9 protein-coding genes are annotated in these 13,053 nt (G+C 44.7%); 5 read left to right on the forward strand and 4 right to left on the reverse strand.

The annotated features are described in order from the left end of the window. The first annotated feature begins 127 nt into the window (after positions 1 to 127). From hrpA to DFP75_RS02935, 4 genes are all read left to right on the forward strand, one after another. Entirely contained in the window at positions 128 to 4,003 is a 3,876-nt protein-coding gene (gene hrpA, locus DFP75_RS02920) for an ATP-dependent RNA helicase HrpA (RefSeq protein WP_110572819.1), read from the forward strand. Positions 4,004 to 4,059: 56 nt separating this feature from the next. Further along, positions 4,060 to 4,953, forward strand: a complete 894-nt coding sequence (locus DFP75_RS02925; RefSeq protein WP_110572053.1) for an MlaA family lipoprotein — start codon at positions 4,060 to 4,062, stop codon at positions 4,951 to 4,953. A gap of 117 nt (positions 4,954 to 5,070) precedes the next feature. Next, a complete protein-coding gene (locus tag DFP75_RS02930; protein ID WP_110572055.1) occupies positions 5,071 to 6,141 on the forward strand; it encodes an ABC transporter substrate-binding protein in 1,071 nt (356 codons plus the stop codon). After that, the gene (locus tag DFP75_RS02935) at positions 6,128 to 8,443 is read left to right on the forward strand and encodes a bifunctional diguanylate cyclase/phosphodiesterase (protein WP_110572057.1); all 2,316 of its coding nucleotides are present in this window, start codon (positions 6,128 to 6,130) and stop codon (positions 8,441 to 8,443) included. The genes DFP75_RS02930 and DFP75_RS02935 overlap by 14 nt, the downstream gene beginning before the upstream one ends. 10 nt (positions 8,444 to 8,453) lie before the next feature. Here DFP75_RS02935 and DFP75_RS02940 read toward each other — a convergent pair whose 3' ends face one another. The 4 genes from DFP75_RS02940 to dusA all read right to left on the reverse strand — a co-directional run bounded on the left by DFP75_RS02940 (position 8,454) and on the right by dusA (position 12,349). Beyond that, the gene (locus DFP75_RS02940; RefSeq protein ID WP_110572059.1) at positions 8,454 to 9,569 is read right to left on the reverse strand and encodes a PQQ-dependent sugar dehydrogenase; all 1,116 of its coding nucleotides are present in this window, start codon (positions 9,567 to 9,569) and stop codon (positions 8,454 to 8,456) included. Positions 9,570 to 9,772: 203 nt separating this feature from the next. After that, positions 9,773 to 10,294 (reverse strand): sugar O-acetyltransferase, encoded by a 522-nt coding sequence (locus tag DFP75_RS02945; protein WP_110572061.1) that lies wholly within the window; start codon positions 10,292 to 10,294, stop codon positions 9,773 to 9,775. Positions 10,295 to 10,367: 73 nt separating this feature from the next. Further along, the gene (gene tal, locus DFP75_RS02950) at positions 10,368 to 11,318 is read right to left on the reverse strand and encodes a transaldolase (protein ID WP_110572063.1); all 951 of its coding nucleotides are present in this window, start codon (positions 11,316 to 11,318) and stop codon (positions 10,368 to 10,370) included. 5 nt (positions 11,319 to 11,323) lie between these two features. Next, on the reverse strand, positions 11,324 to 12,349 hold the full coding sequence (dusA, locus tag DFP75_RS02955) for a tRNA dihydrouridine(20/20a) synthase DusA (protein ID WP_110572065.1): 1,026 nt from the start codon (positions 12,347 to 12,349) through the stop codon (positions 11,324 to 11,326). Positions 12,350 to 12,477: 128 nt separating this feature from the next. Here dusA and DFP75_RS02960 point away from each other — a divergent pair, with 128 nt between their 5' ends. Then, complete coding sequence (locus DFP75_RS02960) at positions 12,478 to 12,849, forward strand: hypothetical protein (RefSeq protein WP_110572067.1); 372 nt, start codon at positions 12,478 to 12,480, stop codon at positions 12,847 to 12,849. The last annotated feature ends 204 nt before the right edge of the window (positions 12,850 to 13,053 follow it).

Consider the following 13,053-nt stretch of genomic DNA (forward strand, 5'->3'; position numbering starts at 1 on the left):
TCACTATAACCCCTTCATTGGGATTGGTGTTAGAATTTACAACTATATAGATAGAGACCTTTGCACAGTTATTGTGCTTGCCAATATTTTCTCTGCGCCAAGCAATAAGGATACTAGTTTAGCTATTATGCCGACACATGCCGTAATGACGCGCGATCGTCATCTGATAAGTCAAAAACAAAGCCAGTTGAGCAAGCGTCAAAAGGAAGGTTTACCTTTTGATCGTATGCAAACGGAATTAAATACTCTCATTGAGCAGTCAGAGACCCTTTACCAAGCTCGTTTGTCTCGCTTGCCAAAGATTACTTATGACGAGAGTTTGCCCGTTGCCGCTCGCGCTGATGAAATCATCAAAGCCATACAAGAAAACCAAGTGGTGATTATTGCAGGGGAAACCGGTTCCGGTAAAACCACGCAATTACCAAAAATGTGTTTGCAAGCTGGCCGCGGAATAGCGGGGCAGATTGGTCATACGCAGCCACGCCGTATTGCTGCACGCAGCGTTGCTGAGCGTATCAGTGACGAGATGCAGGTAAACTTGGGTGAACAAGTTGGTTTTCAGGTGCGTTTCAGTGATGAAAGCAACGAAGAAACTCTCATTAAGCTGATGACCGACGGTATTTTGTTGGCTGAAATTCAGCAAGATAAACGTCTTTATAAATACGACACCATCATCATAGATGAAGCCCATGAACGTAGCTTAAACATCGACTTTTTGTTGGGCTATTTAAAGCAAGTGTTGGCGGTGCGTCCAGACCTTAAAGTCATAGTGACATCGGCAACGATCGACGTAGAGCGTTTTTCTAAGCACTTCAACAATGCGCCAATCATTGAAGTGTCGGGGCGTACTTATCCCGTCGAGGTGCGTTATCAGCCTTTATTGAGCAAGTCTGATTCAGAAGAGTTAGACGAAGATCAAAGTATGGAACAAGGCATTTTAGATGCCGTAGAGCTTTTGATCGCGGAAGAACGTCAATCTGGCTACCGTGGAGCGGGTGATATTCTGGTGTTCTTGCCTGGGGAGCGTGAAATTCGTGAGACCGCCGAGATTCTTCGCCGTGCGGAATTACGCGGAACAGAGGTTTTGCCTTTGTATGCGAGGCTCAGTGCTAGTGAGCAACAACGTATTTTCAAGTCTCATTCTGGTCGTCGCATTGTTTTATCGACAAACGTGGCGGAAACCTCGTTAACTGTACCTGGGATTCGTTATGTAATTGATCCGGGCTTGGCGCGTATTAGCCGATACAGCGTGCGATCCAAGGTGCAGCAATTACCGATAGAAAAAATCAGTCAAGCCAGCGCCAATCAGCGAGCAGGGCGATGTGGTCGTGTGGCGGACGGCATTTGTATCCGTTTGTATGACGAAGACGATTTTAACAATCGTGCTGAATTTACGGATCCAGAAATATTCCGCACCAACTTGGCGTCGGTTATTTTGCAGATGGCGAACTTAAAACTGGGTGCGGTTGAAAAATTCCCTTTTGTTGAAATGCCAGAAAGACGCATGATCAACGATGGTTATCGTGCCCTAACGGAGCTTGGCGCATTAAATAAAGAGCGTTTAACGCCGATTGGTCGTCAGCTTGCTAAGCTACCAATTGACCCGAAATTAGGTCGTATCCTGATTGCTGCTGAGCAACATAGCGTGCTCAAAGAAGTAGCGATTATTGTCAGCGCATTATCGGTTCCAGACCCTCGTGAACGTCCGCAGGACAAGAAAACACAATCCGACCAAGCGCATGCCGTCGATAAGGACGAAGATTCTGACTTTGCTGTGTTCCTAAATTTGTGGGAACGTTTCGAGGAACAACGCCAAGCCTTGTCACAGAATCAGTTACGCCAGTATTGCCGTAAGCAGTTTTTAAACTTTATGCGTATGCGTGAATGGCGTGATATTCATCGCCAAGTGATGATTGCTTGCAAACAGCTGGGTTTTAAAGAAGTTCAGCATGAAGAGCGTCATTATGAGGCGATTCATCGTTCATTGTTGGCAGGCATGTTTACTCAGGTCGCTAATAAAATGGAAGACAGCAAGGAAATGCTTGGCTGTCGTTCTCGCAAATTATCGATTTTCCCCGGTTCCATGTTATTTAAAAAGCCACCTCAATGGATTATGGCTGCGGAGCTGGTTGAGACCAGTAAATTGTATGCGCGAGTGACGGCGAGAATTGATCCCGCTTGGATTGAGGAATACGCAGCACCATTCGTAAAACGTCAATATTTCGATCCACATTTCGAGCGTAACCAAGGCCGTATTATGGCCCATGAGCAGGTGTCGCTTTACGGTTTGGTGATCGTCGCGAAGCGTCGTATTGATTATGGCCATGTACATCCTGAAGAAGCCCGCGAAATTTTTATTCGCTCCGGGCTGGTGGAAGGCGAACTTCGCACCAAGCTGGCGTTTTACCGTAAGAACAAAGCCTTGATTGAGTCGTTAGAAACCCAAGAGGCCAAGCTGCGTAAGCGTGATATTTTGGTGGATGATGAAACGGTATTTGCTTTTTATAATGCCCGTTTGCCGGAACACGTGCGTAATCTGAAAAGCTTAGAGCACTTTGTTAAAAATGACCCTGATGCTTTACTGATGACCCGTGATGACTTGATTAATCAAGACGTAAGTGTCGACGATCATGCGTTCCCAGATTCCTTTGGCCTAAATGGCGTGGCGTTACCAATTGATTATAAATTCGACCCAGGTCAGGAAACGGACGGCGCGACGTTAAAAGTGCCGGTAGGTTTGTTGCGTCAGTTGAGCCTAGAAGACCTAGGCTGGGCCGTGCCAGGCTTTATCAAAGAACGCTGTGAAGCCTTGTTACGAGCATTGCCAAAAGCATTGCGTCGTCGTTTCGTGCCGATTCCGCAATTTGTTGAGCGTGTGTACCCTAATTTGTCGAAAGACAAAGGCGATTTATTAGAGCAACTTAGCTTGCAGATTAAACGCGAAACCTTGATTGATATCCCACTTAATGAATGGAATGCCGACAAACTGGACTCGCATTTGACTCTGAATTTGGAAGTGGTGGATGAGCGTGGCAAGGTGCTTGGAGTAGGGAAGAACCTTGCCCAGCTCCAGACCCAGTTTAGCGACCTAGTGGAAGAAAGTTTTGCTAAGTTTGGTACTAAACAACACGAGCAAGAAGGTTTAACCGCATGGCCTGATCAGGATATTCCGGAGCGCCAAGAGATCAAACAAGCGGGCATCAAGGTAACCGCGTTTCCTGCATTGGTTGCTCAAGGGGAAAGTGTTGCGCTCAAAATGTTTGACGATAAAAACACGGCGGTCGAAACACATCGCAAAGGCGTGATTACCTTGCTCAAACTGACCTTAAGTAAAGACATGCGTTACTTACAGAAAAATTTACCGCATTTACGAGAATCCATGCTGATCTTTTCGCCATTGGGTCAAAAAGAAACACTGCTCGACGATTTGCTTAATGCGATATTAGATAAAGTCTTTTTAGATGGGCGACCTTTGCCAAGAACACGTCAGGAATTTGAGTCTTGTATAGTGGAGCATAAACCACGTTTAATCAGTGTCGCAAATGACATGGCAACACAGCTTTATCGTGTGTTGTCGTCTTATCAAGGCGTGGCTAAAAAAATGAAGGGCAATATTCCTCTCCCTTGGACTCGCGTGTATGGTGACATTAAGACGCAGTTGGCGCAGCTGATTTACCCAGGTTTTATCGGTAACACGCCGCTGTTTTGGTTGGGGCAATTGCCGCGTTACTTCAAAGGGATTGAAGTGCGTTTGGAACGCTTTCAAAATCATTTGAACAAAGAAAACGCCTCGGTGTCTCAGTTAGAAACACTTTGGCTGCAATACACACAACAGAAAAAAGCCCATGAAGAGAAAGCGCTTTATGATCCAGAATTGGTTAAATACCGTTGGATGTTAGAGGAATATCGTATTTCCTTGTTTGCGCAATCTGTTGGTACGTTGGAACCTATCTCCGAAAAGCGCTTAGCAAAGCAATGGAGTGAGGTTAAAAAGCTGGTTTAGTGATTAATTGGCTTTGTTCTGTGACTAGGTTGTAGGTTTATAAGGATAAGTAAGAAATGTTTAAAACACTGGGCACTTTACTTTTTGGCGCTATGTTATTACTTGTGCAATCTTGTGCGCAGGTTCCAGTAGAAACCAAAGAAGATCCATGGGAAGGGTTTAACCGTTCTATGTTTATCTTTAATGATGCGGTTGATGGTGCTGTATTAAAACCCGTTGCCCAAGGCTATAAAGCGGTTACTCCGACACCGGTTCAAAAAGGTGTCAGTAACTTTTTCTCTAACTTAGGTGAAATCGGCAACATTGCCAATAACCTTCTGCAAGGAAAGTGGGATGCGACAGCATCGTCTAGCTTTCGTTTTCTAATTAACAGTACTGCAGGCTGGTTTGGTCTGTTTGATGTGGCGAGTGAGTTAGGACTGAAAAGATACGACGAAGATTTTGGTCAAACTCTTGGTTATTGGGGTGTATCGTCTGGGCCGTATCTGGTGCTGCCATTCTTTGGCCCATCCACTGTCCGTGATGGATCGGCATTTGCAATCGAATATACCTATGTCGATGAAAAAGGCCTGTTAGATTTAAACAGTGATGAAGCGTTAGGCGTATTAGCTTTGGACGTCGTGGATACTCGTGCGCGTTATCTGAATGCCGAAGGCATGATTATTGGTGACCGCTATAGCTTTATTCGAGACGTTTATCTGCAAACTCGCGCTTATGACGTTTACGATGGCAACGTGCCGAAGAAAAACACAGAAGCTCAAGAAGCGCCATCTGAAGACGGCAGTTGGGGTGATGACGCAGCAGATGACGGCTCAAGCTGGGGAGATGATGATTCCAGTTGGGGAGATGACTCTGTTGATGATGGCTCAAGCTGGGGAGACGAGGATTCCAGCTGGGACGATGATTCCGTTGATGACGACTCGAGCTGGGATGACACGACGACTTATTAATATCGAAATGGTCTATTTATGACATTTCTATGATTCTGCGCTATTGATATGCTTATTTTTTGATCCTTTGCCGGGTATTAGTGCTATATTTTTAATACCCCTTTGGTGAGAAAGATAATGAATCATTTACTTTTCAGATGCTGTAAGCCCCTCAGTGCTTGGGGCTTTTGTCTCTTTTCTACATTTGTTTCTATTCATGCTTATAGCGCTCCAACCCTCAATATTCTAAATTGGGATGATTATCTCTCAGAAGAAGCAATTGCTGGCTGGGAAAGCCTCGAGGGCGTGAAGGTTCAGGTTATCGCTTACGATAACGAAGATGTTCGAGATTTGCTGTTGACGGATCTCACTCAAAATCACATTGATCTTGCTATTGTTGACTCCCAATCGGCTACAAAATTAGCGAAATTAGGCTATGTGATAAACCTTAAGGAAACGGTAAGCCTCAGTGGTATCGAACCTGAGTGGCTTCAAAAGTGTGGTGATTCTGGCGTACCTTATTTATGGGGAACATTGGGCATTGCTTACCGAGAAGATAAAGTTCACCAGCCCGTTAATGCATGGGCGGATTTATTTTCTGAAAGAGACGATCTAAAAGGTCACATCGGTATGCTCGGTGACTATTACAGCATTATGGTACCCGCTTTAATTCATTTGAACTTATCTCCCAACACAGATAAAGAGGTGGATCTTAAGGCAACGTTTGAGCTACTGAAGAAACAATCTGACAGCGTGCTGACGTATGAATATGCACCATCCTTTTTATCCAATTCAACAAAAAAAGACGATTTATACGCCGCCGTTGTCTACAGTGGCGATCAGTTCTTGATGAATGAAACTGTAGGCAAAGAAGTATGGCGTTATGTATTGCCAGAGGAACAATCAATAGTTTGGCTGGATTGCTGGGTCGTTCCAACTAATTCAGAAAAACAGTCTTTGGCGTTGTCTTTTATTGAATACATTAGTCAAGCAAAGGTGGCTGCGAAAAACTCAGAAGAAATTGGCGTAGCCACAGTAAGTCACGCCGCCCATGGTTTACAAAGTAAGACAATGGCAGAGGATGCACTGATTTATCCTCGAATGGAAAGCCCTGATAAATTCTTGCCTGTAGAAATGTTGTCTGACGCCAATATCCAGCAACGCATTCGCATACAAGAAGCTGTTAAGGTTATACATGAGTCTAAATAAGCGGCTTATTCTTCTGCTTCTTCCCGTTATTCTGCTGGGGTACGGTGTTTCTACTTATTTGGTATATCAGTACCAGAAAAGTAATGTCATTGAATTGGAGCAAGCAAAGTTGGAGCAGCGAATGTACCAACTACAAGGTATTTTTAAAGAGGAAGCGTCTACTGTTGATAGCTTGATGGCGCTTTTTTTGGAAGGAGGGTATCTATCCAACTTCTTACAATCTACCTCTTCCAGTTATAGAGACATCGCATTAAGCCAAAGCTTGACGTTATTAACGACTCAAGCGCAACTAAATAGAAACCCACGTGTGTCATTTGCGTTGTTTAGCGGTGATGGCGAAGAGCTATTTTATTTCGAGCGCAGCTCAGACCCTTTTGCGACCATAAGTGATGAGCAGAATCAGATGTCGATGCAGATGATAAAAAATCGAGTCTCGACGGATTGGCGGCTTTTTAACGATACTTCTCCAAGCACCGTCATTAGAGGGCGCTTACTGGATAAATTAGCTTTAGTGCCATTCAAAGGGCGTGATGTAAAAGACAGTATACAATTGTCCTTTGCGGTTCGGATGGACATGTTCTCAGACTACTTAGAGTCTTTGAAGCAATCTTATCAAGCCACTATTGAGTGGGAAAGCCGGCCAACGTTATTTGTAAATGAGCTTGGTTATTCGATCAGACTCTCTCCAAGTCAATTCCTGACGCTTAAACCTAATGACAGTGTGTTGGCAAAGCCATTGTCACAGCTGTCTCTACAACTAACGGCGATAGCCTTATTTCTTGCCGTTTTTACGTTTGGATTACTTGTTACTTTGATCTCTCGCTTTATTACCGCTCCAATTGGCGAGCTTGATAAAGAGCTCACTCAAGTAATGAACTATCAGAAAGACAATATTTCGCTTTCTGCCAACAAGAGTGAAATTGGTCAGTTAAGCAAAAAGTTTCATAACTTGTTTGAGCAGTTGCAAAGTAACTTGAAGAAAACTCATGAAATGGCGATAACCGATACGTTAACAGCACTGCCCAATCGGTTTCGGTTTTATGAATATTCTCGGCATGTGCTAGCCAAAGCTAATCAAGAGAACGCACTCGTATCCTTGGTGTATATTGATTTAGACAATTTCAAGTTTGTAAACGACAAATTAGGCCATGAAGCAGGAGATGATTTGCTTTGCTTTCTGGCTCAAGACTTACAGCGGTTAATAGAACCTATTTTGAAACAGCGAGGCGGTTGCATGGCGTCGCGCTTATCTGGCGACGAATTTGCGATTGTATTAACCCATGCCACTGTCAAAGAAGTGGATGATCTGGCGAAGTCTGTGGTGGCATTGTTTGAGGGAGGGTATGAGTCGGATCAATATTACTTTCCTGTTTCTGCCAGCATGGGTATTGCCTCTTTTCCAAAGGACGGCAAGACCTTAAAAGAGCTGATTGCTAATGCTGATATGGCTATGTATAACGCCAAGCGGTCTGGGAAAAATTGCTATAGTTATTACTCGGTCAATATTGCGGCAGGGGCACGACGCACAAAAATGATCGAAGACGCCCTAAAGATGATTGATTGTGATGAAGAGTTTTTTCTCGTTTATATGCCCTACACGGATGCAGACGATCACATAAAAGGGTTTGAAGTACTCATTCGCTGGAATTCTCCAGAATTAGGCGTTATTCATCCTGATGAATTTATTCCTATTGCTGAGCAGACAGGCTCTTATGCAAAGATAGATCGTTGGGTATTTGAAACAGCGTTTAAAAGCCTTCCTAAAGTACGCCGCATTTTTGGTGAAGAATGTATCCTGTCGATTAATATATCGGCAGCCGAACTGAGTCACCATTCTGTATTACAGCACTTGGATGAGCTAAAGAGCCAATACCAGATTGACGATAAGAGCATTGAATTAGAATTAACAGAAACCTTCAGTTATGTACAAACCGGCTCTGTGTTTGATGTGCTGAACGGGCTGCAAAATTCTGGTTTTAGTATCGCCATTGACGATTTTGGCGTAGGTTATACGCCACTTTTGCATATGATTGATTACCCAGTAAATAAGGTAAAACTAGACAAGGTGCTAACAGAACGCATAACCGATTCGCAATACGCAAAATTGCTGCCGCCTCTAATACAGCTGTGTCATTTACAAGATATTGTTGTGACAGCTGAGGGCATAGAAGATACCTTTCAGCTTCAGTGTTTAAAAGAGGCGGGGTGTGACTTCTTCCAAGGGTTTTGGCTGTCTAAGCCAATGCCCCTTGAAGAATTAGAAGATTGGTATCATGTTTATCGCAATAAAACGCCTGATTAACAGAGCAGGGCTATTGTAGCGCGAGCTTATTATCCAGCGTGACTCTTAACAATTTCCCCGAGTCTGTACCAATGTATAGTGCGCCCTTTGAGTCCTGAGCGATTGAACGCAGGCGTTCATCCAAACTCTGCAGATAACGCGTTTCAGTCGTTTCGCCATTCTTATCGATTTTGATTTTGTTCAAATGCCTTAACGCTAAAGCGGTTGATAAGAAATCGCCGTTCCAATTGGAAAACAGCATGCCCCTGTAACGAATCAAACTGCTTGGCGCGATCGAAGGAATAAAGACTTTGGCAGGATTATCTATGCCAACTTTTGTTTGACCTTCACCCACATCAATTGGGCCCCAATATTCTTTTCCGTAGGAGACAATCGGCCAACCATAGTTTGCACCAGGGCGAATGAGATTTATCTCGTCACCACCTCTTGGACCATGTTCATTCGACCAGAGTGTATTCGTGTCAGTATCGTAAAACAAACCTTGAGGGTTTCGGTGACCATAGCTCCATATTTCATTGCGAATATTCGCATGGGTGACAAAAGGGTTATCCCTTGGCACTGTGCCGTCTAAGTTGAGACGAATCACACTACCTGCATGATTGGTAAGATCTTGCGAATTATCACGAACACCGCGATCGCCCACTGAAAAGAAAACGTGCCCTTTGTCGTCAAACGCGATGCGGCCACCATAGTGTTTTGTTGTGCTTGTGGCCGATTCAGTAACGAACACATCTTGCCAATCGGTTAATGCATTACGGGCTAATTTCGCTCTAGCTAAGGTGGTTTTAGCGCCATCTTTTGTTGGCTTGGCATAGGTGAAGTAAATCCACCCTTGCGTTTTAAATTCGGGTGAAATTGCAACATCCAACAACCCGCCTTGACCACGACTGTCTACATCGGGCAAACCGCTTAACGATTGTGTTTTTCCGCTTAGTAAATCGACTTTGTAAGCCTCACCTTTTTTGATGGTGACGATGGCTTCTTGATCACTAAGCATGGCAATACCCCAAGGCATGCCATCGAATTGAGTGACTTGATCAACGTTTAATGAATCATCAAGGATGGCATCCGAGGCGCTGGCATTTAGAGCCATCAGGCTAGCTAAAAATAGAATCCAAGTTTTCATAAGGCGACCTCTTCTCGCAAATTTCACTATCTCAGTATATACAAAATAGTCGCTAGAAGAGGTGACAAGTGGCTATTTCCTCAACAATTGCGGAATGCTTGCCCAGTTTAAAGAAGTATTGAAATAACCGCTAATTAAGACGTTGAATGCAGTATTTTGCCGTAATGATGCAAACAATATTATGCCCGTATGTGAAAAAAGGATTAGCCAAAGTAGCGTTCGTTGTCGGCCACATTTCGTGTCACAACCGCGTTAGCCGCAATGATGGCGTTATGACCAATTTCAATGCCGGGAAGGATTTTAGCGCCGCCACCAATCCAAACTTTATTACCAATGCTGATAGGGCGAGCATAACATTCCCCAGAGGCGCGTTGTTCAGCGTCTCTGGGGTGATCTACCGTATAAAGGTGCACTCCTGGGCCGATTAACACATCGTCGCCAATATGGATCTGAGCGCTGTCTAAAAAGATGCATTGGAAATTAATAAAAACACGTTCACCCAGATGAATTTGCGAACCATAGTCGCATTGAAAGCCCGGTTCGATCACCACACTGCCAAACTCTGCAAATAACCGTGTCACATGGCGAAGGTTGCCCTTGCTTGGGTGGGCATTGAATTTAGCGCACGCAAGACGTGCGGCTTCTCTGCGTAAGCGAAGGTCTAGGTCGATAGCGTTAAACGCCTCACCTTGGATCATTTTTTCAAATTCCGTTCGTTCGGTCATCTTTCGTTCTTCTTGTGTAAAATAAAAAACGCGACCTAGGCCGCGTTTTTAGCATAACTTATTTGCTTCTGTTTTATAGCATAGAAGCTAGAGTCACTTCTAACTTACGCTGATCGGCTGCGAAGTTACGAATGCCTTCAGACAGTTTCTCTGTTGCCATTGCGTCTTCGTTCATTGCCCAACGGAATGCCGCTTCAGTGATCGCAGCTGGCGCTGGTTTAACGTCAGTGGTTGGCGTCAATTTACGCTCTAGTTTGCCTTCGTCTTTTTTCAATTCTTCAAGCAGGTTAGGGCTGATCGTCAAGCGGTCACAACCAGCAAGTTGCTCGATTTCACCGATGTTACGGAAGCTCGCGCCCATCACAACAGTTTTGTAACCGTGCTGTTTGTAGTAGTTGTAGATTTCAGTCACAGAAACCACACCCGGATCTGTTTCCGCAGTGTATTCTTGGCCAGTGGATTTTTTGTACCAATCAAGAATACGACCAACGAATGGAGAAATCAGGTAAACACCTGCTTCAGCACAGGCTTGTGCTTGCGCGAAAGAGAAAAGCAACGTTAGGTTGCAGTTGATGCCTTCTTTTTCTAGCTCTTCTGCTGCTTTAATACCTTCCCAAGTAGACGCCGCTTTGATCAGAACGCGGTCACGAGACACGCCAGCTTCTTCATAAAGGGCAATCAGTTTACGAGCCTTCGCCAGTGTGGCTTCTTTGTCGAAAGACAAACGCGCGTCGACTTCAGTAGAAATACGGCCTGGTACATATTTTAGGATTTCAGTACCAATGATGACAGCAAGCTTGTCGCCAGCGTCTAGGATTTGCTGGTCTTTGTCATTGCTTTGAGTTTTTGCCCAAGCAACCGCTTGATCAAGGAAAGGGGCATATTCAGGAATCTGCGCAGCCTTAAGCATCAAAGATGGGTTAGTTGTCGCATCTTGTGGTAAAAAATCTTTGATTGCCGTGATATCACCGGTGTCGGCCACAATGGTCGTGAACTCTTTTAATTGAGATAACTTATTGCTCATTGCTCTTATCCTTTGCGTTGATGATTTTTGACCAATTCAATGGCCTCTAATAATACATTTACCTTTGCGTCAGCTTTGTGACCATTTTCAGATAAGTAGCGACGGAACTGTTTGCCGCCGGCTTCACCCTGAAAAATACCCAAAATATGTCGGGTTAGGTGCATCAAGCGTTCGCCTTCTTCCAGCTTGCGTTCAACATAAGGAACGAAAGCTTCTAGTGCCTCGTAGCGATCATGAACCAACGGCTGACCGCCAAATAATACTTCGTCGACTTGGCTTAAAATCCAAGGGTTGTGGTAAGCCTCGCGACCAACCATCACACCATCGACATGTGCCAAATGTTCTTGGCACTCTTCTAGTGTTTTTATGCCACCATTCAGAATGATTTCAAGGTCAGGGAAGTCTTTCTTCAACTGATGTACATAATGGTATTTTAGTGGCGGCACTTCGCGGTTTTCTTTTGGGCTTAAGCCTTCCAAAATGGCATTACGCGCGTGAACAATAAAAGTCGTCACGCCAGTCGTCGCTATATCGCCCACAAAATCGCGAACCACGCTGTAATCTTCTTGGTCGTCTAAACCAATACGGTGTTTGATCGTCACCGGAATGTTGCAGTTATCTTGCATGGCGCGCATGGCATCTTTTACCTTATCAGGGTAAGCCATCAAACACGCACCGATTAAACTATTTTGCACTCTGTCGCTTGGGCAACCTACGTTAAGGTTAACCTCATCAAAGCCCGCTTGCTCCGCTATTTTTGCGCATTTACCCAAGGCAACGGCGTCAGACCCACCAAGTTGCAGCGCAATAGGGTGCTCGCAACTATCATAACGTAAGAATCTTTCAGGATTATTGCCCTGTAGCAACGCGCCCGTTGTCACCATCTCGGTATAAAGCAGCGTATTCTTGCTAAGTGTTCTAGCGAAAACCCGGTAATCGGATGTAGTCCAGTCCATCATTGGAGCGATGGAGAATCGACGATCAAGCTCAGCGCTTGAATTTACTGGGGCAGCCCCATTATCTAGTGACATTCTTCTACTATCGAATAAGTTCAAAAAAGCGTCGCGACACAGGGGAATCATTCCCCGCGACAGATGCACAACATTATGTCATAAAATTACAAGATATCTAAGGGAGAAGGAGGAGAGATTGGTGCTCAATGATGGATTTTTTGGACTGTTCATGTGAGCACGGCTTATTGGCACCGCCATTGGGGAGTTGTCGGCTTTATCGCTGGCGGCATGGTGGTGGTTCTTTGTGGGATGGGCGGCGCTCTCTAGCTGAATGGATTGGCAGTTGGTTTGAAGACGACAAAACCGACCAACCCGCACCAGACGCCATCGCAAAGCAAAGCCAACAGCTACAAAACAACAAAAACATGACCTTCGCGCCAACCATCCACCTAACACCGACAGGCAATTCAAGCTATGATCAACAAATGTGCGACCAAATATTAGAAAGACTCAAAGCCGAATTTTTACAAGGAATGATGGGGAATATGGACGTGGCCACAGAGCCGATGGCAGCTTGACGGATAAGCGAACGAGTTAATGTTTAAGCTGAACTACCATTTTGGTAGGTCAGGTCGGCTCTTTCTTAGTGGAAGGGAGCCCTGAAACAGGGCTCCCTTAAGTTTCTTGTACCACGGTAAATGGGGGTCGGTGAAATGCAGATCCCCATAAATGCTTCTAAGCCGCGTGTGCAGCAATAAAGTTTCAAGGCTTGATGGGCAACA

This window comes from Marinomonas alcarazii, from assembly GCF_003208215.1.
Lineage (GTDB): Bacteria > Pseudomonadota > Gammaproteobacteria > Pseudomonadales > Marinomonadaceae > Marinomonas > Marinomonas alcarazii.